Raw genomic sequence first — 25,726 nt, forward strand, 5'->3', positions numbered from 1 at the left:
AAGGACCTTTTCAAATGTGATAAAAACGTCTACAATGTTAGGCATGACTAAAGAGAGAATACGAAGGGGGTTCGTTGTATGTTTACAACGTGCAAGGCAGTAAATCACTATTTGGATCAACGTGAAAAAGTGGGAATTAAACCGGGTCTTTCGAGGGTGAAAAAGCTACTGGCATCTGTGGGATTTTATGATCAACCGTTTAAAGGGATTCACGTCGCAGGGACAAACGGCAAAGGTTCAACCGTCACGTATTTAGCTTCATGCTATGAAGCTTGTGGCAAACGCGTTGGAACATTCACCTCACCTTCGTTGACCGATCGTCGTGGAATGATCAAGTTGAATCAACAGCCGATGGATGCGATATTATATGTGGATTACTTTAATCAATTTTTCCCAGTCATTGATCAATTTGAAAAAGATCAAGACCCAGCGAGTCCTTTTGAAATCATGGTCGTTATCGCCTTAAAGTACTTTCAAGATCATAGCGACGTAGCAGTGATTGAAGCTGGACTAGGTGGTAAAAGTGATGCGACGAACGTTTTCACGCCGATAGCATCTGTCATCACCTCGATTGGCTATGATCACATGCAGTTTTTAGGGACAACGTTAGAAGATATAGCAAAGCAAAAGGCAGGTATTATTAAAGAAGAGGTACCTGTTATAATTGGGGATGTTACTGAAGAAGCAAAACTGGTCATTCGAAAAGAAGCCAATAGTAAACGTGCGCCCTTTTATTTCTTTGGTGATAGTTTTACAATCAAAAAAGACAACGATGAGTGGCTTTACCAGTCGATGAATTTAAAGCTAGCGTTTACTTTAAGAATGAAAGGGAAACATCAAGCATATAATGCTGCCGTGGCGATTAAAACATTGTTTGTGTTAAATCAAAACAGGGACAATGTGAGTTTAGGGCAGATTAAAAAAGGTATTAAAGAAGCAATAATCAAAGGTCGATTTGAGCAAATATCACAACGCCCAAACATTGTTATTGATGGGGCACATAATACAGAAGCGATGGAAATGTTTGTTGAAACGGTGAGGGAAATGGCAGAGGATGATGAAAAGAAGGTGGTATTGTTTGCGGCGTTTAAAGATAAGCCGATTAAAAAGATGCTAGAATTAATTGCCACAATTACTGATCATGTTGTTTTAACAACCTTTGACCATCCTAGAGCAGCTACAATAGAAGAGCTAAAGCAATTTACGCCAGAAAATGTAACCGTTACACAGACAAACGACTGGCTTAATTATTTACATCAACTAAAAGCAGATGATCATCAGGTGACCTATGTCGTAGGTTCGCTTGATTTCATTGGTAAAGTTCGCCAGAATATTGTGTAAATCGACTTGTATAAATAGTAAAAAAAGCGTATACTTTAGCATATATAATTATATTAAATCCAATGTCACATTTGTGATGTAATTACTAACTTCTTCACACATATTTAATATCTTAATGGAGACGATGATTGATACTCTTTACCTGGGCACTTTGAGTATTCGGAGTCAATAGTGCAACCGACCAACTGATTTTTTAAGTTGGTTTTTTTTATACAATCTAAATCTAGTTAGATAAATCATGTAATGAAATGAGTGATATAAGTGAATAAAAGAAAACGCTTAGGCGACTTATTGATTGGCGTTGGAGCTATCACATCGGAGCATTTAAATCAAGCGCTTGAAATTCAAGAGAACACTGATAAAAAACTTGGTGAGATTTTAATAAGTCAGCGCTTTATCACGGAGTCAGAGTTAATAGAGGTGCTTGAATTTCAATTAGGTATTCCGCATTTAGAATTAGAGAAATTTTTTATTGATCCGGAGATACCTATGTTAATTTCTGATACCTTGGCTAAACGTCATCAAATTATCCCCATTAAACGTAAAGAGAATACTCTAACACTTGCGATGAGTGACCCTTTAAATCTATATGCTATAGAAGATGTTGAATTGGCGACGGGACTAAATGTTGAACCCGTTATTGTTACGAGAAAAGATATTCAAGAAGCTTTGGATCAATACTATGGATCAGCGGATGTGGATAAAGCAATAGAAGATTTTAAAGAAGAATTTTCTACGGAGGAATTAGAAGATTTAGATGATGAAGCGCTTGCTGATATCAACAATGCTCCAGTTGTCAGATTAATCGATTCAATTATCTCTCAAGCAGTAAAAAGTAAAGCCAGTGATATTCATATTGAACCTTTTGATGATTATTTACGTGTCCGTTTTCGGATAGATGGCGATTTAAGAGAAATTATGCGTCCATCTAAAAGTGCTCACTCAGCTATTATTACGAGAATAAAGATAATGGGTAAAATGGATATCTCCGAGCGTCGTAAACCACAAGATGGTCGAGTGGAAAGGGAAATTAATAATCGTGATGTTGATATGCGTATATCCATTTTACCTACAGTGTTTGGAGAAAAAGTCGTTATTCGTTTACTTGATCGAAGTAGTTTCATGATGAGTAAGGAGGATTTGGGTTTCACTCAAAATAATTTGACTTTATTTAGCGATATTATTAAAAGCCCTAATGGCATTATTTTAATAACTGGACCAACTGGAAGCGGTAAATCAACAACCTTATATTCTGTTTTAAATGATTTGAATAGGGAAAATAAAAATATAGTCACCGTGGAAGATCCTGTTGAATACTCACTAGATGGTGTAACGCAAGTGCAGGTAAATCCAAAAGCTGATTTAACATTTGCTTCAGGTCTACGGTCTATATTAAGACAAGATCCAGATATAATAATGATTGGAGAAATTAGAGATATTGAAACAGTGAACATTGCGATTAGAGCAGCAATTACTGGGCACTTAGTTCTTAGTACGCTCCATACGAATGACACGGCCAGTACAATTAGTCGATTGTTAAATATGGAGGTAGATCGTTACCTAATTGCATCCTCTGTGGTTGGTATTGTGGCTCAACGCTTAGTGAAAAAAAACTGTCCATATTGTAAAGAGGAAGTACAAGTTAGCGCTGTTGATGCAGAACTATTAAAAGTTGAACGAGGTACACGTATTTTCAAAAGCAAGGGATGTAAAAAATGTGATCAAAGTGGTACGTTGGGTAGAACTGCGGTCCATGAAGTTATGCCGATTACTAGAGATATTAGAGATTTAATTAATAACAAGGGGAGTGTCGATCAAATAAAAGATAAAGCGGTATTTGCCGGGATGACCACGTTGCATGACACATGTCGAATGCTTGTTTTAGAAGGTAAAATTCCAGTGAGCGAAATGATGAAGATTACGTATAGTTTGGATGTTTAGGAGGTATAGAATGGACGTTAAACAATTGCTTCAAGAGGCAATGGCGTGTGGTGCATCCGATTTGCATTTAACTGTAGGTTCTCCTCCAGTCACGCGAATTGATGGTGATTTGAAGCGGATGAGTTTAAATAAGTTGTCACCTGAGGATACAGAGTTGTTAGTTAAGAGTTTATTAACTGAAGAGCAGTTTAACCTGTTGAATATGAATGGAGAAATTGATTTTTCATATGCTTTACCTGGTACGAGCCGTTTTCGGGTGAATGCTTATCGCCAACGAGGTAGTTATGCTATGGCGCTTAGAACAATTCCAATAGACATTCCTTCAATAGAAAAATTGTATTTGCCAGATGTCACGCATGCGCTCATAAATAAGCGTCGTGGTCTTATATTAGTGACGGGGCCAACTGGTAGTGGAAAGAGTACCACCTTAGCATCGATGATAAATTATGTGAACCAAACGAGAAAAGAGCATATTATCACGCTAGAAGACCCGATTGAATATTTACATAAACACAATGAAAGTATTGTTAATCAGAGAGAAATCGGAACAGATTCAAAAAGTTTTGGAAATAGCTTAAGGGCATCACTAAGGCAAGATCCTGATGTTATTTTAGTTGGTGAGATGCGTGATTTAGAGACGATTTCCACGGCGCTAACAGCAGCTGAAACAGGTCACCTTGTCCTTGCAACACTGCATACGATCGGCGCACCGAAAACCATTGATCGAATCATTGATGTTTTCCCACCATATCAACAGCAACAGATTCGAATTCAATTGGCTGGCGTGTTAGAAGGTATCATATCTCAACAATTGCTCCCGAGAGAAGGAATAAACGGTCGACGTGCTGCCTTTGAAGTTTTAGTTGCAACACCCGCCGTTAGAAACTTGATTCGAGAGGGGAAAACACACCAGATCTTATCCGCCATGCAAACGGGAGGACAGTATGGCATGATTACGATGGATAAGTCTTTGATTTCGCTTTATGAAGAAGGTGAAATATCAAAAGAAAACTTGTATCGTTATGCGAGTGATTTACAATATGTTAAAACACAAATAGGATCAAACTTTTAAGCATGATCAGATCTAGTAGGAGGTTGATGATATGCCTGCATTTCGCTATCAAGCCGTCTCAAGTGATGGGACGGAAGTTGAAGATGTTTTTAATGCCGGTACGCGTGCGGAAGTTATAAAAATGTTGAAGGCAAAGGGGTATAAGCCCATCCTTATAGAAGAAGCGCTAGTTAAGCATCAAGCACGTGAGAGCATAAGTGCACTCAGTGCTAAGATAAAGCCAAAAGATTTGGCGATTTTTTGTAATCAATTTGCTACGTTGATTAAAGCTGGTGTACCGGTTGCTTCAGCTTTAGATATACTGCAACAGCAATCAGAAAATAAAAAATTGAAGCAAGCACTTAAAGATGTTTCACAGGATGTACAAAAAGGCACACTTGTTTCACAAGCCATGAAAAAGCACCTTATGATCTTTCCGCAGCTCTTAACGGACATGACAGAATCTGGTGAGATGAGTGGGAACTTAGACAATGTGATGGCTAGACTTGCAATGCATTATGAAAAGGAAAGTAAGATTGAATCTAAAATAAAAGGTGCTATGGTGTATCCAATCGTTCTTTCAGCTGTTGCGGTTGTTGTGGTTATTTTTATGCTGATTGTTGTAATGCCGACGTTTCTTACTATGTTTGAGGGATCGGGCGTACCCCTTCCGGGACCAACAAGATTTTTACTTGGTATGAGTAATGCTTTGATTAATAGTTGGTATATTGTGTTAGTTATTGTAATAGGTGCATTTTTCACTGTAAGAACTGTTCTCAGAAGTGAAGCAGGTCGGCGTACTTTCGATCAGTTGAAGTTTAGATTACCTCTTATAAAAGGACCAATGTTGAAAATAGTGACGTCACGTTTTACTCGGACATTGGGGTCTTTGACAGCGAGTGGTTTGCCATTGATTGAATCACTAAAAATGTCGGCTAGAGTGTCGGGAAATGTAATCGTCGAAGAAAAGATCATGAACATGGCTAAAGATGTAGAAAAAGGTGAGGCATTAGGGCATGCGATGCGTCGTCATGATTTGTTTCCACCGATGGTTGTTTCTATGACGGAAGTTGGTGAAGAATCGGGTAGCTTAGAAGAAATGTTAGACAAAAGTGCTGATTTTTATGACCGAGAGCTTGAAGATGCCATTGATCGATTGCTTAAATTACTTGAACCGATGCTTATCTTAGTTATGGCTGTCGTCATTGGCTTCATCGTGATTGCGATGATGTTACCAATGTTTGATATGATTCAAACCATATAAAAATAGCCGAATGAAAGGGGTGTTGCCTCAAAATACTATAACGAAAGTCTAAGCAGGACCCATTATACTTAAGTGAAAAAATAAGGAGGAATTAACATGTTAAAGTTAATCAACAAACACTTAAACAAAACAAGAAACGAAAAAGGTTTCACCTTGGTTGAATTGATTGTCGTTATCGCTATTTTAGGTATCTTAATCGCAATTGCGGTACCACGCTTTGCCTCTACGACAGATGCAGCAGAAAAACGTACAGCTGAAGCGAATCACCGTACGCTTGTAAGTGTGTCTCAACTGTACTATGGAAATACTGGTGATTGGCCAGCGGATCTTGATGCATTAGATGGGGCTGATTTAATTAATAAAGAGGATTATGATGATTCAGGTAAAACTTTATATGCCGTTGCTGGTGAAGAAGATGGTTCAGATGTTACTATCACTGTAACTTTTGATGAAGAAACAAAAACTTGGACGCCAGCGGCTGGTTTTTCTGACTGGGAAGAATAACAACTATTGGTATGTTAGTCTAATGTGTCTCCCTCTTATTACAGAGGGGGAGACCTTTTAATACTGAATCGTGTTAATATTAATTAATAGGCTTCAATATTAAAAAAGAAGTAGGTGTAACCTATGTTAATTAAAGAACGTTTAACGAATGAACATGGTTTTGTGTTACCTTTAGTACTCCTTGTGATGGTTGTCTTGTCTGTTTTATTTGTGTCAATGTTTGCTTTGGCTGACGCAAATACGAATCAAGTCGTTGTACAGGAAAATAACCTGCGCGGGTACTATATGGCGCGGTCCGGTATAGAAATTGCGCATGCGGCCTTAATGACAGAAGATGCAGATTCTAAATATAACCTTCAGATAGACCGTTTTATAGAAGAAGTTGAAGGTGGTACTGTAACATTATTGACTGACACACTCTCTTTACCAGAAAACGATCCCATATCAGATGTTGAAATAGAGGTGACGGTCGTTGATGATGAAGTGAAAATTCATGCGATTTCTACACTGCACTCAAATGGGGCAATCCATGATTTATCGCTCTTTATTAATAAAAATAATTATAATAATACACGTTGGAGTAATCGGTAAATATGTTTAGAAGGTGGGTGCCATTGTTGAAGAATCAGAAGGGTTTTACGTTAATAGAAATAATTTTGGCGATGGGTATTGGTTTTATGTTGATGGCGGTCATATGGAGTATTCTTGGGCTTGGCGTTCGTTCGCAATCCTTCACTGCTAATGAATATGAAAAACAAGCAAATATGCGCTATGCGATTGAAACGATTAATAATCGCATGCGCTTTTTTACCGTAGGATTTGCGGTAACAGAAGACGATTTTAAACCTTCTTTTAATGACACTTCTGGTAAATTAGAAGGAGTTGCTGCACCATGGAATTATATTGGACTTAGCCCAGGTAAAACGCACTTAGTTCATTATGAATATAAAGAAAATGGCTATATTATGACAGATTTAACGTTACCAGTAGATGGTTTAACATTGGATTTGAGATTCATTAAAGAGTCCAGTCCACAGAACGATAACTTATTAACGCTTTTCTTAAACGGTTATGAAAATCATCAACAAACCTTTGATATTAAAACAACAATTGAAGCGCTAAACGCATTACATTTGGTTGATTGGGGAGATGGTACACATAGTGGTGCAGCAGTGGCATTAGCTTACCGGACCGAGGAGACACCTGAGATTGATAAGCGTCCCGTTGCGGCCATGTCAATGGTGTTAGATACATCAGGTAGTATGAATTGGCGAGTCAATGAAAAAGTAAATGGTAATGATAATACAGATAATCCTGATGAAAAAAGCAGAATTAGTATATTAAGAGATAGCTTAAAATTAATGGTAAACGATCTGAGTGAGGGAGAAAATGCATATGTATCCTTTGTTCCATTCCATACGAATGCAAATATTCCTAATAGTAATTTAGAAAAATCCAGTCCTGACAATAGCCATGGTTTTTCTGTAATAAAGCAAGATAATTTAGAAGAGTGGAGATCCTTAATTGATAATATCAAAGCGAACGGAGGTACTAATACTGGTGACGGTATAAGAAGAGGGTATTATCAATTGCTTAATTTTAGTAATGAGCTTTCAACTTACGAGTTAGAAACTACTCAAGAAGTTAAGAATTATATGATTATCTTAGTAGATGGAGTGACTACTATGGCTTCTGCAGAAGTTTCTAGAACTTCTAGTTGGTTTGTTGGAACAACCTATTATTACAATAATAATTATTTTTTGGGTAAAGACAATATTACTGAAAATTGGTCGAGTAATCCGTTATTAAATAACAGCTTACCTGGAAGGCGTCTCGGACCAAGTACAGTAGGCAATGGAGCTGAATTAGATGCTAAAGGCACAGATTACGTGAATATGGTTGGAGAACGTCTTGTTAGAGCTAAAAATCTTCCGCACGGAACAAAAGACCTTGAGCTAGAAGATAACGTTTTTGTTATTGGTTTTTCAGGAATTACAGAGGACTTGTTAAGTTTAAAAGATATCGCAAAGGCAGTTGGTATAGCTGTTCAATCAGATGATTCAGATATTATTAATGATTTTATGGAGAATGACAGAGTGTTTGTTGCACGAAGTGCTGAAGATTTAGAAGGTGTTTTTAAAAATATTAGTGGCTATATTATGGAAGATTTATGGCAAGTGAGCGGACCTAAATTACAACCTTAAAGGATGTGAGTGAAACATGAAAAATGAACAAGGTTTTACACTAATAGAAGCGATTATTTCACTGGCAATCCTAAGTGTAATGATCATTGGTTTCACAGGGGCTTACAGTCAAGGTTTCTTTCTAATTGGAGAAGGTAGAAATTTAACAAAAGAGACATTTCAACACCAAGAGCAAATGGAGTTAGAATTATTAGAAATAAAAACACATTTTACTGAACATCCAGACGACCCAGCCGCTGCTCAAATAACTGTTTTTCAAGAATCTAATTATGAGACAGAGATACCACTTATGGCGATTAGTCAAGAAATAAGAGGGAATCGACGATTTGAAGCATATGTTTCAAGTGTTGAGATAGGAAAGCCAAAACCTCCTGAATTAGACTTGAATATTGGTGTTTATGCAAATAATAATTGGACAGTAGAAGTATTTCCTTGGATTGATGATGACATTGAAATAAGAGCAGAATACAATATTCATAGTAATCCGCCTGTCTTTTTAAGCACCGCAAGGTGGCATGAATCGCAAGAAGATCATCACAACCCATACTTTCCAAGTGGTTTTAGAATATATAGAGAAGAGATTAAAGAGGAACCATCGGGCACTTATTGGACTTCGCTTGATAGTAGCGAGTTAAAAGCTGGGCATTTTTATCAATTTGAAGTCAGTCCTTATACTTTTGCTGGTCGCTTGGGTCAATTTACACATGAAGAACGTATCCCTGTACTAAGAAGAGCGGGAAGCCCTTACTGGCAAAATTTTATTGAGGACGTGTATTTTGATCGAGCCAAACTTTTTAAAACATCGGTAGCTAGTGATGTTTTATTGCATGCGAATCACCCTACGTTGAATTTAGATTGGGATCGTAACGATGATCCACAAGGTGCTTTAATAGGGATGGCTATCCCAGAAAGCTATGTTGGTAAGCCTTTTAGTGTCACAGTCGATTTTTCGGTGGATGATAAAATCCTGGAAAATAATCTTTATAACCATGGTGTTGGCCTGTCGTTAGGTGATGGTGATAATTCAGGTATTATGGTGACGTTAGACTTCGCAAATCATATGTTAAGGGTTAATGAAGTGGCAAATGGCAGTTATGTCAAGTCGATTGCTGAAATAAATCTATTGGATGATGCATCATTAACAGTCACTGATTGGACAGCGATAACGGGAATAAACATTGAATTCTCAGTTACTGAAATAGAAGTGAGTATCAACAAGGGAGAGGAAGTTTCAGAAACTTATAATATTAGTCACACTTTGGTTAGATATCCAACATATTTAGGTTTGAAATCCTATGGAAGCGAAGATTATTTTCCGAATTTAAAACATGAAATTATAGGTAAATATGATCGCCATTTTAGTTCATCTATAAAAGATGTAAGGTTTAAGGAGGTCATTCCTGATTTTTCAAGTGAACTACTCTGGGTACTAGGAGGTAGCAGTCAGATAAGTTCTGGTGAGTTAGTTGGTAAGGGTAAATCGCTTCTTATTGATACAACGATAGATCAAAATTGGATTAATAATAACGCTCACTTAAAAGTATCGAATATATATGTCGATGGTAGTGTCAAATTTACTAGCGGAAGTGAGCAGTTAGGGCATGCTGAAGAACCCGGAAACCTTGTTGTGAGAGATAGTTTTAATGATCGAGGAAGTCGAATGATTTATGGAGATCTTTACATTGGCTCAGATTTTTCATCAACGTCGACGAGTACAACCTATAATCATAATGTATATGTTCAAGGTAACGCTAATGTTGGTAACACACCAAGTTTTAAAGGTGATTTGTATGTTAATGGAAATCTAACTATATCGGGCTCGATTAAGTTTGAAGGAAATGTTTTTGTTAATGGTGATTTAATAATTACTGCAGGAGGAACACCTGATATAACAGATGGAAATAATATTTATTACCACGGGACAGTAACACATAACTATCAAGCCAATAATAGTTTTTTAAATAGATTGATTAAAAGTCCTTATCAGCCTGTCCCAAAACAAAACATCCCACGGGTTACGACACCACAACCCAAACTTAAAAATTGGTATTTAGATCATGGTTATGTTGACGTTGAAAATACTGAAGTGACAAGTAATATAAAGGTAGTTACAGAGAATGGGTTTACATCTTCCAAACATTTTGAGAGGGCAGAGAATGTCATCATTGTTGCATTGAGCGGTGATATAAAAATTAATGGATTTCAACGGTTAACAGGGATTTTATATGCCCCTAATGGTCAAGTGGAAATTAAAGGAGGGCACTTCGAAGGAATAGTTATTGCCCCGAAGGGCTTTAAGGATAAAGAAGGTGATGGAGCTGTTAAAATACTAGATTTGGACGAAATAATAGCGAACCCATCGGACGCACCTTTTATGCTCGAATAAATAATTTACTTTAAGGAGTTGCCATGGGAATAATATATCTTGTTTTAGTTAGTGTCATAGGTCTTGTCATTGGTTCATTTTTAAATGTCGTGATTTATCGTTTGCCTAGGGGGGAGTCCGTTGCTTACCCGCCCTCACATTGTCAGCACTGTCATAAACAACTTACACCGTTAGAATTGATACCATTGTTTAGTTATCTATTTTTAAAAGGCCGATGTAAAGGTTGCGGGGTGAAAATCTCTCCCCGCTATCCTTTTATTGAAACATTGAATGCTTTATTCTATGTCATCGTCTTTTACATAAATGGTATGGGCTTAGATTTAGACACATTATTTGCGTTTGGGCTCGTCAGTTTGCTTATTGTTGTCACGTTTATTGACTTAGATCATTTACTTATACCGGATAATATAACAGCAAGCATATTCGTATGGGTTGTCAGTCACAGCTTACTTCAATTAGTTCTTAATCCGTCTAATTTATCGGAGTTATTTAGTAATATCTATGGCCTCATACTAGGTGGCGGTTCGTTTTTACTCATCGCGATTGTTACCAAAGGCGCAATGGGTGGAGGCGACATAAAGTTAATGGGGGCTTTGGGTTATTATTTTGGTTTCACTCATACATTGGGCCTCATCTTTTTTTCATTCGTTATTGGTGGTGTGTTATCAATTGTATTAGTTTTATTTCATCTTAAAAAGCGCAAAGATATGATTCCATTTGGTCCGTTTATATCTTTAGCAGCTATTGTGATGATGACATTTGGTGACACTATAATTGACTGGTACATAAATTTATTATGAGAGGTGCTGTAGGAAGATGTTTAAACGGAATAAGAATGTTATTGCTCTAGATATTGGTAGTACGTACACAAAAGTAGTTATTGGCTCATTACACCATTTAAAAGCGGAGGATCAATCTCTAAAACCGTTACGTATTAAAAATATGTTTAAATTTGAAACGCCTAAGAAGCATGAACGTACAGAACGTCAAGGAGAAAAAAACTTTTTTGTGCCACATTTTGATGAGAATAAGCTAATAGTGGAACTTAAAAAGCATCTAAACGACTACGGTGTTAAAACGAAAAATATTGCCTTAGTTCTAGGTGGTGATCGTTATATTACTCGAGATATTTATATTCCAAAGGTGCAAGAAGAAAAAATCCGAGATATGTTGACATTTGAAATTGAAGAATATTTACCAGTGTCTGTTGAAGAATATGTGATAGATTACACTATTCAAGCAGAAGTCGAGCGAGAAGGGAGTCCACAATACAAGTTATTAGTAGCAGCGCTAGAAAAAAAAGAGGCAAAGTATTATTATGATTTTTTAAAACGCTCAGGTTTTACCCCTGTCTTATTAGATGCGCAGTTTAATGCGTTAAGTAAACTCATTCCGTATATCGATAGCGCTAATGGAAACAAGATAGAAACGTTAAACATGACCATTGCGTGTGTTGATATAGGTGCAAAATATATTGATGTGAGTCTGTTTGAGAAAGGAAAGCTTGAATTAAACCGCAGTATTGATAATGTTATGACTAATCAACCTCAGGATATGCCGATTGAACAGCTAGACTTCGATCGTTCTCAGGCCAATGTTCTTAGTAATATCGAAAGGATTTTTAAGTTCTATACGAGTAGATCCTCTAAGAATAGTATTGATCACGTGCTCTTGTATGGAGGGGGAGCGGGAGATCAAATATTTGTTGAAGCTCTTAAAAATCAATTAAATCAACCCGTGACTGTAATCGACCAAGCACAACAAATTGAATGCATTAATAGTTATAAAGATGAGTTGTTTCACTATTTAACTGCGATTGCTATCTTAATAAGGAGGTAAGTTAACTTGAGAGATTTTAATTTTTTCCAACCGTTTATTCCCTCTAAAATTAAAAAAAGTAGTACTGGCGAATGGGTTGGCTTAGGTGTGTTTATACTAGCGGCTATCGTCATTGCAATCCCGTGGATATTATCAAATGAATTGAGGCCTCTTACTAGGGAAGTTCAAGAGCTCGAAACAGATGTTAACGACCCGAAACTTCAAGAAGATATTGAGCGAGTAATTTACCTTCAAGCAGAAACAGAAGAATTAAGAACATCTGTTGACCAACTCACACATGCCATTAAGACGTTAAATGAAAGTGAGGTCGTTACGCAACAATTATTAGTTGATTTAGCTCAAGCTAAAGTAGATGAAGTGATTTTTGAAGAAGTCACCGTCAATGGTCAATCGGTTTCTATTAAAGGGATGGCTATTTCTAGAGAGTATATTGCAAATCTAGAATATAATTTGAGACAATTCAATCGATATGAGAATATATTTGTTCCATCTATTACATACAGTGACGGTTATTATGGATTTTCTGTAGAATTTAACATTCAGGGTGGTGAAGATGTTGAAGAACTTGATTAACAGATTGCGAGCTAGATTCAATTTAAGAGAGTTGATCCTTATTAGCGCTCTATTCTTCATAGGATTTACCTACCTTTATCTAGAGTTTATAATTTCACCTTTGCTGTCACAAATCGAAGAGAAGCAGATAGAGTCCGACTTTTTAACCGAAGAACTAATTCAAAAGCGCTCAATGGCTAATCGGTTGCCCAAATTAGAAGAAGAATATAAACTTCTCGAGGCTGAAATAATAGAGAAACGTCTGTTGTTTTATCCCACAAATGACCAAGAGTTTTTTATTAATACAATGGAAGACATGGTTTTGGGTGAGTCAGGCGTTTCCGTTCCATCTATTGTTTTCTCTGAGCCACGTATTGCGGAGAATTTAGCCGATGGGCTATATGAGTCCTCCGCCACATTTAACTATATTGCTGATTATAAATCTATTAAAGATTTTGTTATATTGTTGGAGAACGAAAAAGAAAAGGTGACTATTTCTAGCTTTGTTATGCAAGAAGATCGGATAAATAATCAATATTCTGGAAGTATTACCGTTCAATTTTATAGTGTGCCACGCCCATTTCAATACGCGTGGTCTAATGATATGTTGAATAGCGATGATTCGAGAGTATTAAATAAAGAAATTTTCCATAGAGATTTAGTTTTATGGAAAAATGTAGATCGACAAGAAAGCCAATCATCAGTACCATCATTAAACGCACCAAATAATAACCACAGCAATTCAGTCAGCAATAATTCAAATGACAGTCATAACGACCAAACATCAACAGGTTCAAATACAACGGAGCCAGATATTGATTATTTCGACGAAGTCTCTCACACGGTTAAAGAAGGAGACACGTTTGAAAAGCTATCCATCGAATACTACGGAAAGTCGTATTACGATATCTTTTTAAGAGAAATGAATAATTATGATTTAGATGAGGAGCTAAACGTTGGTGAAGAAATCATTATACCAGGTGTTATGTATTTGAAAGATAAGTGAGTGCGTTGTCGTGGGCGTAATAACGACGTTAAGAATCTTGCTTTATGTGAATGGGCAGGTCCTGTCCATCACGATGGAGATGTTAACGTAAGTAAAAGCATTGAAGTCGGAGCGATAAGGCTTCTGACCGAAGAACCGTCCGAGAGTAGCCTAATGAATTAAGGTTGGCTAGAATCCCTTACTTATGAATCTACTATGACTTTAGCCTAGTGGTAATTTTAATTGTTAAGTTTATAAATGATAATAGTGAGGTCTTTTCTGCACGTGATGTTTCAAACACGTGTAGAAAAGACCTCACTTTATTTTTAGTATCTAAATACATAGCTAAAAGCTAAAAACTCAGAACTTTTCATTTAATCCCCTTCAAAGGTGATCTCAATTTAGGTTGACTTGAAACAACTGAAACTTGATTCATCATGAGAAAAGAATAAAATAAAGTCATCCTATGTAGAAAGGAGTAATCAACTGCAATTGAATTCATATACAAAAGGTGTCAATCGCGATAAAAGGCATACGCGGATAAAATTTATAAACCAAGTGAATTCTCAGAAATATTGGGTGTAACCGTTAAAACTCTTCAACGTTGGGAAAAGGAAGGGAAATTGATTGCCTATCGAAACCCCAAAGGAAGGAGATTTTATACACAAAAGCAGTATGATGTGTATATGGGGGAAACGAAAAAAGAGCGTGGCAAAACCGTTCTTTATGCTCGGGTTTCGAACAGAAACCAAAAAGATGACCTGAAAAAGCAAGTTGATTTTTTAAGGCAATTTGTGAACGCCAACGGCGTGATTGTTGATGAAGTTATTGAGGATGTAGGAAGCGGACTAAATTACAAGCGAAAAAAATGGCATCAAGTTCTTGATGATGTTATGGACGGCAAAGTGAGCACGATTTATGTGACACACAAAGACCGATTCATCCGATTTGGTACAGAAATTGTTGTCGTGAATAATGAATCGTTTTCTCCGCAAGAAGAGATGATACAGGATTTAATCGCAATTATTCATGTTTTTTCGTGTCGGATTTATGGCTTGCGAAAATACAAAAAGAACATCAAGGAGGACGATGAACTGTGAAGAAAAAAGCATTTAAGACAGAGATTCGTCCTTCGGACGAACAAAAAATCAAAATCCACCAAGTTATCGGAGTTTCTCGCTTTTTGTATAATCGTTATATTGCCTACAACCAAGAACACTATGAACGTTATTTGGAAGGAAAAGAAACCTTCGGTTTCGTAAGTGGGATGGACTTTGATAAATATGTGAATAATGAGCTTTCGAAACAAGAAGGCTTTGAATGGATTAAAGGCGTCTCTTCGAAGGCGAGAAAGCAAGCCATCATGAATGGAGAAGGTGCTTTTAAGCAGTTATTCAAGGGAAAAGCGAAATTTCCGAAGTTCAAAAAAAAGCGAAAACAAGATGTCAAAGCGTATTTCCCCAAAAACAACAAAGGGGATTGGACAATTGAACGGCACCGCATTAAAATTCCGACCATTGGTTGGGTTCGGTTGAAAGAATTTGGCTACATCCCCGAAGGCGAGAAAGCTTCGAGTGGCACAATTAGCCAAAAGGCTGGTCGCTATTACGTTTCAGTCCTTATCGAAGTTGATGAAAACAAAAAGAAAAAGAGAAAGCCAAAAGAAGGTATCGGCATTGATTTGGGTCTGAAAACCTTTGCGGTTTTCAGCAATGGACAGACGTACAAAAATATTAACAAAACAAAAGAAGTAAGACGATTGGAAAAGAAATTAAAGAGGGAACAGCGTTCCCTTTCGAGAAAACAGGAAGTGTACAAACATTTAAAAACGAAAGGTGGTGAACCTGCTACTAACGAGTACAAAAGAAAAAACGTGCAAAAGAATGTGCTTCGTGTGCAAAAGCTTTATCAACGCTTAGCGAACATCCGAAAAGAGTACGTTCGTTCTGTCGTAGACCGTTGTGTGAAAACCAAGCCAACGTATATTACGATTGAAGATTTAAACGTGCGCGGGATGATGAAAAACAGGCATTTATCGAAAGCGATTGCCGGGCAAAACTTCTATGCTTTTTCTTCTTGGCTCAAAGCCAAGTGTGTTGAAAACGACATAGAGTTAAGGAGGGTTGACCGATTTTATCCGTCGAGTAAATTGTGTTCGAGTTGTGGCGCAAAGAAAAAAGACCTTAAACTCAAAGACCGTGTTTACACGTGTGAATGTGGGAACACAATGGACAGAGACAAAAATGCCGCGTTGAATTTGCTTAAAGCAAAAGAATATGCAATCTTAACCTAAAACTAAGATGCATATGTTTAGGGCGGGCTACGTCCGAATTTACGCCTGTGGAGTGCCATACAAACGTTAGCGTCAATTTGGCGCATGGTAGCCATTCTTCGTAAGAAGAAGGCGAAAGCGGGCACGAAGAAACAGGAACATTCTAAGGCAGTTGTACACTTTTGTACACAGTTTTAGTAGCAGATACACTATATGTTGAAGGAACTTCATGTCAGAATGAAAGATATACCAAAACAAGATAGGCCAAGAGAAAGACTCATAAATAAAGGTGCAAGTCATCTATCAGACCAAGAGCTCTTAGCTATTGTGATTGGGTCAGGGACACGAGAAGAAAGTGTCCATGACTTGGCCATTCGTTTGTATCAACATTTTGACGGGATAGAGTTATTAAGAGAAGCAACACTAGAAGAGCTTGTTCAATTAAAAGGTATCGGTGAGGTTAAAGCTGTCAGTATTTTAGCGGCTATTGAATTAGGTAACCGTATGGGACGATTTAAAAAGACCGATCGGTACGTCATTCGTTGTCCTGAGGACGGGGCGAACTATGTTATGGAAGATATGCGCCTCTTAAAACAAGAACATTTCATCTGTCTATTCCTTGATACAAAGAACCAGGTCATTCACCAACAAACCATCTTTATTGGGAGCCTGAACGCCTCTATCTCACATCCACGCGAGATATTTCGCGAGGCTATTAAGCGCTCTTGTGCCTCTATTGTTTGTCTGCATAATCATCCATCTGGCGTGCGCCTATACAGTTAATCAATCAAGTGGCATTGCCCTAAACTGCTTATAACGTTTAGTAGCCATGCATCTTACCAGTCGTTAAAAATAATTGCTGGGACCATCGCATGATGTTGTGGTTAAGTCATATACGGTAAAAGCTATACTGCCTGAACTCTAGACTTACGGATCTTTGGATGTGTTATGGAAAAAGATGCGCCGTATGCGTCAGATGCGCCGTATGATAAGCCTGTTTCCCCGAGTTTTCCCATGAAGGAAAGCAATAGTCAAAAGGAGTACCTAAGTATGACGCATCTTGGTTGATTAATAAGGTAGGGACTACCTAAGTAACGGAAGTTATAAGGTACCGGAGTCTTCATAGTATTCAACGTTTGCAGGTAATCTGTTTAGCATGGAAAAGGAAGACAGGTATGAGAGAGGAGGGGATGGAACGTGTGTCAATGTCATAGTGATCAACTTTTTATTGTCACAGTTGATCGGTGCACCTTAGAGGTTGGTGAGCGTTGTAGTCAAGGCATGATAAACATAATAAGAGTTATTGAACAATACCAAGGCTCGTATGTATATAGAAGTCGCTCATCAACTAATTTTATTATCTTTTCTTTAAATCAACCGATAAATCAGTTCTTATGTGCATGTCGTCTATTTATGCCAACGATAAAAATCAGTCGATTTAACTCTATTCAATATGAAGGTTACCTCGTTCATTTGGACAAATCGAACAAAAGACTTTATTTAGCCCTGACAAAAGATCAATTGGGGCATGTCATCAAGAATTTTGATTATGGTGCCTATAGTGATAAGTGTCCTAAGAGTCGAGGATATTTGGTTTATCATGATGAAAAAACAATTTGTTCGATCTATCAAAACGAGTTAGCTTCTATTCACCAGTATTATTGTTTATTACGCGATAAAAAAGTTTTACGTTCATTGGATTATTTTGCGTATGAAAGTCTTTATCGTACGATCGCGCATAAGTACCGATTGTCTAAAAAACAAGCCTATCATCGTCTGAAACAAAAGCACTATTTACCGACCGCTTCCAAAGATTTCTCCTCTAGTTTTCTCTCTCATACTGGCGAGCCGTATACTTTGAAAGGAGTACGTACGGTTCTGAGGGAGGTAGATTTGCTTCTTACTACCGACCCTACGATCCATCACCATCTCAAGAAGATATTAACGTGACAAAACGATTGGTTGAGTGTGGAGAATTGATTGGCATCTCATTACTCGATCATATCATCATAGGTGATCATAAATTTGTGTCATTAAAAGAAAAAGGGTACGTCTAACCCCTATCTATTTTTTTCAAATTCTCGTATAATTAAATAAGCAAGGTTAATTTTAAGCACCTAACACGAGGTGAGTAACTTGTGTTAGGTGTTTACTGTTACTCAAATGAATGATACACCATCAAAAAATATAGAGACGTGTAAATAAGGAAGGAAGATTAAAGTGGGGAAATTTAGTTTAACGCAAGATTTAGGGATTGATTTAGGGACAGCAAATACGCTCGTATATATTAAAGGGAAAGGCGTTATTGTGAGAGAGCCGTCTGTTGTAGCCAAGAACAACACAACAGGAAATATTGAAGCAGTTGGAAGTGACGCACGCAATATGATTGGACGTACGCCAGGAAATATTTCTGTCATTCGACCGATGAAAGACGGTGTTATTGCCGATTACGATACAACAGCCGTCATGATGAAATATTATATTCGATTAGCACAGAAGAACCGTTCACCGTTTGCGAGAAAACCGAATGTTATGGTTTGTGTACCTTCAGGTATTACTATGGTAGAAGAGCGTGCTGTTATTGATGCGACAAAGCAAGCGGGAGCAAGAGAAGCTTTCCCGGTATCAGAGCCATTTGCGGCAGCAATTGGGGCAGGACTACCAGTATGGGAGCCAACAGGCAGTATGATTGTTGACATCGGTGGAGGAACGACGGAAGTAGCGGTTATTTCTCTTGGTGGTGTTGTGACGAGTGAATCGATTCGTACAGCAGGTGATGATATGGATGAAGCAATCATCCAATATATTCGCAAAAAATACAGTTTAATGATTGGTGTTCGCTCAGCAGAGACAGTGAAAATGGAAATTGGTCAGGCGCGTGTGACAGAGGAAGAACAGTCAATTGATTTACGAGGCCGTGACTTATTAACCGGTTTACCAAAAACGATTACAGTGACATCAAAAGAAATTGCTGAAGCACTACATGATACTGTGGCAGCCATTGTTGAGGCAGTAAAAGTAACTCTTGAGAAGACACCACCTGAACTTTCTTCAGATATTATGGAGCGTGGGATTGTCTTGTCTGGCGGAGGTGCGTTACTAAAAGGTTTAGATGACGTTATTTCAGACGAAACAAAAATGCCAGTCTTTATTGCTGAATCGCCATTAGATTCTGTAGCTATCGGGACGGGTAAAGCTTTAGAGTACATCGAACATTTTAAATCGCATCCAAATGTTGCTAACCGGAACAACTAACGCTTATTGGAGGTTTCATTATGTCGTTTTTTCGAAGAAAACGGCTATTTACGATTCTTTTAAGCCTCGTCATACTTGTTGGTTTGATAGGCTTCACTATTCGCGATCGTGAAGAGCTTTCTTCTGTTGAGGAATTTATCCAAGATACAGTCGGTTCATTTCAAAATGTGTTTTTACGTCCAGTATATTATGTTGTTGGTGTAGTTAATAGCATCGATGAGATGAAAAATGTCTATGAAGAGAACCGAGTGTTAAAAGAGAATTTATCAACGTATCAACAGAAGCTGTATGAAATACAAGAACTTACAAAAGAAAACGAGGAGTTTAGAGCCTTGTTAGATAAAACAGAGACAATCACAGATTATCGCCCTATCCAGGCGACTGTGATTGCCAGAAGTCCAGAGGATTGGTTTGAACAAATCACACTCAATAGAGGCAAGCAACATGGAGTAGAAAAGGACATGGCTGTTATTACAGCTAACGGCATGATTGGAAAAATCCAATCGACAGCCCAATTCTCATCAACCGTGTTATTACTCAATGGTTTTGATCGTTCAAATCGCATCTCTGTTAATGTAGATTTACCTGAAACTGATAATGATGCCAGAGGATTTATTCTCGGTTATGATGCAGAAAGACAACAGCTCTTATTGGAATTTACGGATAGTTATGAAGATATACCACTCGAAGCCACGGTCTTTTCGTCAGGATTAGGCGGTGTCTTCCCTAAAGGGCTAGAAATTGGTTCGATTGAAGAAGTGACAACGGATCAATACGGTTTAACACAAATTGCTTATGTAAAACCATCAGCTGATGTGGAAAACTTAAACCATGTGATTATTGTGGACCGTACCCTAACAACGCGAGATGAGATAGTAGAAGGTGAGTCAGAGTGATGTCACGCTTATTTCCTCCGTTGATCTTATTTATCCTCGTTGTTTTGCAAGGAGCAAATTTCTTGCTGATACCAGATATATTACCTGCAAATGGATTTACAGTCGTTATCCATGGTGTTTTTGTCTTCCTTGTATTAATCGGATTGTATTACGATCAAGAAACCACTTACCACGGCTTTTTATATGCGATTATAAGTGGTTTAATGATGGATATTGTCTACGCAAATATTATCGGTGTCTATATGTTTAGTTACGCAGTGACGTTGTATCTCGTTCACTACTTGAGGAAAATCTTACACGTGAATTTTTATGTGTCGAGTTTTGTTTTTTTCCTCGCCATTAGCTTGATGGATTTTCTAATATTTGAACTTTATCGATTTATCGGTGTGATTTCATTAACTACTGTAGAGTACTTTGAACAACGACTGTTAATGACGCTTGCGGTTAATTATGTTGTATTTTTGATTCAATTTGTTCTGTTTAAACGCTTGCTTACGCGCTATTCATTACAAAGGTTTGAACAGAAGTAAGAACGGAGGTGTTATGATGTCCCAAAAACAATTGGTGATGATTAAAGGGACACGGGATGGTTTAACATTATTCTTAAACGATGATGCGCCATTCCAAGATGTTTTGGACCAATTAATCGAGATGCTCAATCAAGATGACTTTGATGAAGTTGATTCGTTGATTACAATTAAAGTGGAACTTGGTAATCGCTTATTACATAATGAGGCAAAAGAAGAATTGCGTTCATTGATTCAAGCTAAACAGCGGCTTGTTGTCCAAGATATCGTTTCCCATGTCATCTTAAAAGAAGAGGCGTTAAAATTAAAAGAAGCCACTGATGTTCATATACACACACGAACGGTTCGTTCAGGGCAAATCATTGATATCGTTGGAGACGCGCTTGTGATTGGAGATGTCAATCCGGGTGGGACGATAAAAGCAACAGGCAATGTCTTTGTATTAGGCGTATTAAGAGGTATTGCTCACGCGGGATATGAAGGGAATAAAGATGTCGTTATTGCGGCTTCTTTAATGAATCCAGTGCAACTAAGGATTGCAGATATGTATTCTCGTGCACCGGATTATGAAACAGACGGTGTTTTTATGGAGTGCGCATACGTAGAAGATGGACAAATAATGATGGATCGATTGCAACACGTGATGAAGAAACGCCCGGTAATGAATGGGTTTGAAAGGAGTGTTTTAAATGTCTGAAGCGATTGTCATTACCTCAGGTAAAGGTGGTGTTGGTAAAACAACAACAACTGCTAACCTCGGGACAGCCTTAGCATTAATGGATAAAAAAGTGTGTTTAATGGATACGGATATAGGCTTGCGTAATTTAGATGTTGTGATGGGTCTTGAAAACCGCATCATTTATGACATTATTGATGTGGCGAAAGGGCGTTGTAAATTAAAGCAGGCGCTCATTAAAGATAAGCGCTTTGATTACTTATTCTTATTACCAGCTGCGCAAACAAGTGATAAACACGATTTATCACCAGAGGCAATGATTACTATGGTGGATGAATTAAAACAAGAATTTGACTATATTTTGATTGATTGCCCTGCAGGGATAGAACAAGGGTATAAAAATGCTGTCGCCGGTGCTGATCATGCGATTGTCGTGACAACACCTGAAAAATCTAGTGTGCGTGATGCAGACCGCATTATTGGCTTGCTTGAACAAGAAGATATTACACCGCCGAGACTCGTCATTAATCGGATTCGAAATCATATGATGGAACGGGGCGATATGTTAACAATCGATGAAATTGTTCAAGTGCTATCAATTGATTTAATTGGTATTGTGCAAGATGATGATGAAGTTATTAAGGCGTCCAATCACGGTGAACCAGTAGCATTAAATCCAAATATCAAGTCATCTATAAGTTATCGAAATATCGCACGCCGTATTTTAGGTGAGTCTGTACCGTTACAATCATTTGATGAAGAGCTCACCTTTTTAACAAAAGTCAAAAAATTCTTCGGGATGCGAGAAAAATAAACGCGTGAGAAGACATAAGAAAAAATCTAATAGCGTCATTAGGATAAATGCTTGGATTAAATTATGCGATTTGATCTCAAGCATTTTTGTTTTAAAGATTTATAGTCGTTATCTAAATAACTGACGAATGCAGGTCATGAACGTCCTCTTTTTTGCGTATGTATAAATAAGGTGATGGATAGAGAGTACATCCACATCTATTTAATCCAACGGGAAAAGAAGGAGAGGGCAATCAATGAGGCCAAATGTGTCATCGCATGTAAAAATGCTAAAGCGTCAAAAAGAACTTTACAGCAAAAAAATCGGACATGTTTCAAAAGAATCCTCACATCTTACAAAGTCTACCCGACATTTAATAAAACTTGTGTTAGCATCCATGTTATTTTGTCTTGTGAGTTTTAGTCAAACAAAGATGAGTCCCTATCTATTAAATCAACAAGTAACAAAGGCATTGACCGTTGAATTCCCTTTTGCTCCAGTCTATAGTTGGTATCAGTCACGCTTTGGGGAGGTCATTTACGTTATGTCACCTTTTACCCATACTAATAAGAATAATCTCGCTTTATCGGTCGCTCAAATAAATCAGTTAAGCGAAGGTGTGGTCGTTTCAACAACAAGTAAAGAGATTTATGCTCTTCGAGCGGGGGTTGTTACTTATGTTGGTAGAGGCGAGAAGGGGTATGAGTTAGTCAGGGTACAACATGAATCGGGCGAAGAACTTGTCTACCAGCATCTAACAAAGACAACGGTTTTACCTTATCAATATATTCAGGCAAATGAACAAATTGGTGAAGTGGCGATCGTTGGTGATTCAGGTGAACTAGCGTTACATGTGGTAGAGCGTCCATGACAAAACTACATGGGCGCCTGTTTACTGTCGACTTTTCGTTTTATTTGATGGTTGTTTTGGTCGTTCTGACGGGTCAACTGACGGACTATCTCATCTTATTGATCATCATGACATGGCACGAGTGTGGGCACTATTTTACCGCCGTCGTGTTCAAATGGCCGATTGAAGCAATGCGTTTATTTATGTTTGGTTGTGTGATGGATACAGATGCATTTTTAATGCGGCCGTATAAAGAACAGTGGCTTGTCTTGCTTATGGGGCCCTTACAACACGTGGCCATCGCTTCTGTGTGTATTGTACTTGGAAGATATACAGGGTATACAACGTTTTTTAACCATGCACAACAATTAAATATCACATTGTTAACGTTTAATTTGTTACCCATTTGGCCACTCGATGGTGGGAAAATACTCTATTTATTATTGTCTGTTGTTCTGCCGTTTAAAAAGAGTTATTATTTCACGCTTGCTTTATCAATAGGAAGTTTAGCAATCGTAGGTAGTTGGTTCATGTTTATCCATGGTTTTTCATTCTCTATATTAATCCTTATTGGTTTTCTTTTTCAGGAAATTCGGCTAGACTCAAAAAATCGAACGTATACATGGTATCGCTTTTTGCTTGCCCGACAAATGCTCAATCGACAACCTAAAATAAAACATATCCATAAAAATGCCATCCCACATCGTTTACTTGATGACTTAAAGTTAAGTCAACCATGTGTATGGATGGTTAAAGAAACGGGTCAATTCATACAAGAACAACAAATGATCCAATTGTATTTTAATCCGGTTAAATATTTAAATGAAATAGGTGAACAAAGTGATAACACTCTATCTTTTAACAACGCTAACAGAAACATTACATGTCACATTAGATGCAGGTAAACTATTAGATGTAGACTTTATTAGGCCTAACAGACTTCAAGGTGTTGGTGCGATTTTTCATGGGAGAATTGAAAAAAAAGATGATCAGCTACAAGCGTATTTTATTGATATTGGGACAGATACTTTCGGATATCTTGACTATAAAGACGCTCTGTCAACAGAACATTCGCCTTTAACAGAAGGTCAATATGTGATGGTCCAAGTTACTAAGGCCCCGTATTTATCAAAAGGTGCAAGATTAACTCAAAAAATTGATTTATCAGATGAAGCATTGGTGTATTTACCATTTGAAGAAAAAGTGAATGTCTCCAAAAAGCTTTCTGATGAAACGCGCGACTATTTGCGTACGTGTCTTACACCTCATATAGAGACAGGGGGTGTGATCGTTCGAACAAAGGCGGCTGAGTCCGACCCCCAAATGTTAATTCGGAAATTTCACTACTTTCATGCACAGTTTGAACAGTTTAAGGCGACGCAAAAACAAATGAAAAAGCCAGGAATGATTTCAAGTGAAGCAACGATTAGTGTAGCGAAGGTTCAGCGTCTAACATTTGACCAAGTAGAGACAATTATTGTGGATGACGTCAAGTTGAAACGGCAAATCGAATGTATGCTTCCAGAAATTGCTGATAGAGTGAAAGTGAAGCGCCAGGCCTTAAGGGATATTTCGTCCCAACTTACGACCTATATGAATCAATTGGCCTCACCTGTTGTCCAGTTAGCGGAAGGCGTGGAACTTGTGATCGAACAAACTGAAGCTATGACCGTTATTGATATTAATTCCTCTAGTTATAAGACAAACGCCTCGCGTAAACAGGCTGTTATTAATATCAATCGACTGGCCGTCAAGGCCATCGCGCGGGAGTTACAGAAGCGGAATATATCGGGCATGGTTGTCATTGATTTTATACGTATGATAAATAAAAAAGATCAACAACTAGTACATGATGCGTTGAAACGAGCGGTAACCAGTGATCCAGCGCCAGTCACACTGTATGGCTTTACGCGTCTTGGGTTATTTGAGTTAACAAGAAAACGTACAACAGAGAGTGTCATGTACACACTCTTTAACCAAGAAATCCAATCTTTAGAACGAACGCAAGAAACACATTGTTACGAACTTGAACGTGCTTTGATTGTGATGGATACAGATAGTTGTTTGATAGCGATGAATAAAAACTTCTTACAGCGATTTAAAACGCTGGTAAATGTTGCGCAATTAAAAGAAAAAGTAATGCCTGATACGTATGTTATACAAAGAGACATAAAAGCAGGTTATGAAATTGTTCGCAGTGGCAGTCACGCATTAATCAATGAATTTATTTTGAATAATCCAGCTGAAACTATTGACATGCTCCTCTAACACATGGTATGATTTGTTCGTTATGCAAGTAATGTAGCACCCGTTGCTACAACCGCGCAGATCAGGTTATAAGCATGTCGATGCGCCTGTGATGGCGAGTCTGAGTCTTTAAGGAGGTGCAG

The 25,726-nt window shown here is 37.7% G+C and carries 24 protein-coding genes, 1 pseudogene, 1 riboswitch and 1 other annotated feature; all 25 genes and pseudogenes read left to right on the forward strand.

The features are described 5' to 3' along the window. Nucleotides 1-78: 78 nt before the first annotated feature. The 25 genes and pseudogenes from BM163_RS03430 (at nucleotide 79) to BM163_RS03550 (ending at nucleotide 25,604) form a co-directional block, all read left to right on the forward strand. On the forward strand, nucleotides 79-1,341 hold the full coding sequence (locus tag BM163_RS03430) for a bifunctional folylpolyglutamate synthase/dihydrofolate synthase (protein WP_089800264.1): 1,263 nt from the start codon (nucleotides 79-81) through the stop codon (nucleotides 1,339-1,341). Between the two features lie 108 nt (nucleotides 1,342-1,449). After that, nucleotides 1,450-1,533: riboswitch (cyclic di-GMP riboswitch) on the forward strand. A 69-nt stretch (nucleotides 1,534-1,602) separates the two neighbouring features. Then, entirely contained in the window at nucleotides 1,603-3,282 is a 1,680-nt protein-coding gene (locus BM163_RS03435; RefSeq protein ID WP_089800266.1) for a GspE/PulE family protein, read from the forward strand. 10 nt (nucleotides 3,283-3,292) lie between these two features. Next, a complete protein-coding gene (locus tag BM163_RS03440) occupies nucleotides 3,293-4,354 on the forward strand; it encodes a type IV pilus twitching motility protein PilT (RefSeq protein WP_089800268.1) in 1,062 nt (353 codons plus the stop codon). A 31-nt stretch (nucleotides 4,355-4,385) separates the two neighbouring features. Next, nucleotides 4,386-5,597 (forward strand): type II secretion system F family protein, encoded by a 1,212-nt coding sequence (locus tag BM163_RS03445; RefSeq protein WP_089800270.1) that lies wholly within the window; start codon nucleotides 4,386-4,388, stop codon nucleotides 5,595-5,597. 96 nt (nucleotides 5,598-5,693) lie between these two features. After that, nucleotides 5,694-6,101, forward strand: a complete 408-nt coding sequence (locus BM163_RS03450) for a prepilin-type N-terminal cleavage/methylation domain-containing protein (RefSeq protein WP_089800272.1) — start codon at nucleotides 5,694-5,696, stop codon at nucleotides 6,099-6,101. Between the two features lie 123 nt (nucleotides 6,102-6,224). Beyond that, the gene (locus BM163_RS03455; protein ID WP_089800274.1) at nucleotides 6,225-6,692 is read left to right on the forward strand and encodes a hypothetical protein; all 468 of its coding nucleotides are present in this window, start codon (nucleotides 6,225-6,227) and stop codon (nucleotides 6,690-6,692) included. 26 nt (nucleotides 6,693-6,718) lie between these two features. Then, a complete protein-coding gene (locus BM163_RS03460; protein ID WP_170243619.1) occupies nucleotides 6,719-8,305 on the forward strand; it encodes a prepilin-type N-terminal cleavage/methylation domain-containing protein in 1,587 nt (528 codons plus the stop codon). A gap of 16 nt (nucleotides 8,306-8,321) precedes the next feature. Next, nucleotides 8,322-10,691, forward strand: a complete 2,370-nt coding sequence (locus tag BM163_RS03465; RefSeq protein WP_089800278.1) for a prepilin-type N-terminal cleavage/methylation domain-containing protein — start codon at nucleotides 8,322-8,324, stop codon at nucleotides 10,689-10,691. Nucleotides 10,692-10,714: 23 nt separating this feature from the next. Then, entirely contained in the window at nucleotides 10,715-11,491 is a 777-nt protein-coding gene (locus BM163_RS03470) for a prepilin peptidase (RefSeq protein WP_089800280.1), read from the forward strand. A gap of 16 nt (nucleotides 11,492-11,507) precedes the next feature. After that, complete coding sequence (pilM, locus tag BM163_RS03475) at nucleotides 11,508-12,530, forward strand: type IV pilus biogenesis protein PilM (protein WP_089800282.1); 1,023 nt, start codon at nucleotides 11,508-11,510, stop codon at nucleotides 12,528-12,530. Nucleotides 12,531-12,536: 6 nt separating this feature from the next. Beyond that, a complete protein-coding gene (locus tag BM163_RS03480) occupies nucleotides 12,537-13,103 on the forward strand; it encodes a PilN domain-containing protein (protein WP_089800284.1) in 567 nt (188 codons plus the stop codon). A 100-nt stretch (nucleotides 13,104-13,203) separates the two neighbouring features. Continuing rightward, complete coding sequence (locus BM163_RS03485) at nucleotides 13,204-14,088, forward strand: LysM peptidoglycan-binding domain-containing protein (protein WP_170243620.1); 885 nt, start codon at nucleotides 13,204-13,206, stop codon at nucleotides 14,086-14,088. Nucleotides 14,089-14,612: 524 nt separating this feature from the next. After that, a complete protein-coding gene (locus BM163_RS03490; protein ID WP_089800289.1) occupies nucleotides 14,613-15,167 on the forward strand; it encodes an IS607 family transposase in 555 nt (184 codons plus the stop codon). Further along, nucleotides 15,164-16,360: an RNA-guided endonuclease InsQ/TnpB family protein gene (locus tag BM163_RS03495; protein ID WP_089800290.1), complete on the forward strand. Its 1,197-nt coding sequence runs from the start codon at nucleotides 15,164-15,166 to the stop codon at nucleotides 16,358-16,360. The genes BM163_RS03490 and BM163_RS03495 overlap by 4 nt, the downstream gene beginning before the upstream one ends. Before the next feature lie 192 nt (nucleotides 16,361-16,552). Then, nucleotides 16,553-17,122: a RadC family protein gene (gene radC, locus BM163_RS03500; RefSeq protein ID WP_229675499.1), complete on the forward strand. Its 570-nt coding sequence runs from the start codon at nucleotides 16,553-16,555 to the stop codon at nucleotides 17,120-17,122. 630 nt (nucleotides 17,123-17,752) lie between these two features. Beyond that, a complete protein-coding gene (locus tag BM163_RS03505) occupies nucleotides 17,753-18,289 on the forward strand; it encodes a group II intron reverse transcriptase/maturase (RefSeq protein ID WP_229675503.1) in 537 nt (178 codons plus the stop codon). Then, a pseudogene (locus BM163_RS03510) lies at nucleotides 18,256-18,396 on the forward strand (JAB domain-containing protein); the annotation flags it as partial. The gene BM163_RS03505 and the pseudogene BM163_RS03510, both read left to right, overlap by 34 nt. Nucleotides 18,397-18,559: 163 nt before the next feature. Next, complete coding sequence (locus BM163_RS03515) at nucleotides 18,560-19,594, forward strand: rod shape-determining protein (protein WP_089800295.1); 1,035 nt, start codon at nucleotides 18,560-18,562, stop codon at nucleotides 19,592-19,594. Between the two features lie 20 nt (nucleotides 19,595-19,614). Continuing rightward, the gene (gene mreC, locus BM163_RS03520) at nucleotides 19,615-20,490 is read left to right on the forward strand and encodes a rod shape-determining protein MreC (protein ID WP_089800297.1); all 876 of its coding nucleotides are present in this window, start codon (nucleotides 19,615-19,617) and stop codon (nucleotides 20,488-20,490) included. After that, nucleotides 20,490-21,020, forward strand: a complete 531-nt coding sequence (mreD, locus tag BM163_RS03525; RefSeq protein WP_089800299.1) for a rod shape-determining protein MreD — start codon at nucleotides 20,490-20,492, stop codon at nucleotides 21,018-21,020. Before mreC ends, mreD begins: the two co-directional genes overlap by 1 nt. Before the next feature lie 16 nt (nucleotides 21,021-21,036). Continuing rightward, nucleotides 21,037-21,714 carry a septum site-determining protein MinC gene (minC, locus tag BM163_RS03530; protein WP_143088175.1) on the forward strand — a complete coding sequence of 226 codons (678 nt, stop codon included), beginning with the start codon at nucleotides 21,037-21,039 and terminating at the stop codon, nucleotides 21,712-21,714. Next, nucleotides 21,707-22,507: a septum site-determining protein MinD gene (minD, locus tag BM163_RS03535; RefSeq protein ID WP_089800303.1), complete on the forward strand. Its 801-nt coding sequence runs from the start codon at nucleotides 21,707-21,709 to the stop codon at nucleotides 22,505-22,507. The genes minC and minD overlap by 8 nt, the downstream gene beginning before the upstream one ends. Before the next feature lie 235 nt (nucleotides 22,508-22,742). After that, nucleotides 22,743-23,357, forward strand: a complete 615-nt coding sequence (locus BM163_RS03540) for a M23 family metallopeptidase (RefSeq protein WP_089800305.1) — start codon at nucleotides 22,743-22,745, stop codon at nucleotides 23,355-23,357. Continuing rightward, complete coding sequence (locus BM163_RS03545) at nucleotides 23,354-24,241, forward strand: site-2 protease family protein (protein WP_089800307.1); 888 nt, start codon at nucleotides 23,354-23,356, stop codon at nucleotides 24,239-24,241. The genes BM163_RS03540 and BM163_RS03545 overlap by 4 nt, the downstream gene beginning before the upstream one ends. Further along, a complete protein-coding gene (locus BM163_RS03550; protein WP_089800309.1) occupies nucleotides 24,177-25,604 on the forward strand; it encodes a ribonuclease E/G in 1,428 nt (475 codons plus the stop codon). Before BM163_RS03545 ends, BM163_RS03550 begins: the two co-directional genes overlap by 65 nt. A gap of 40 nt (nucleotides 25,605-25,644) precedes the next feature. Continuing rightward, nucleotides 25,645-25,716 (forward strand) — a sequence feature (ribosomal protein L21 leader region). Nucleotides 25,717-25,726 lie beyond the last annotated feature (10 nt).

This window comes from Halolactibacillus alkaliphilus (assembly GCF_900115465.1).
Classification (GTDB): Bacteria; Bacillota; Bacilli; order Bacillales; family Amphibacillaceae; genus Halolactibacillus; species Halolactibacillus alkaliphilus.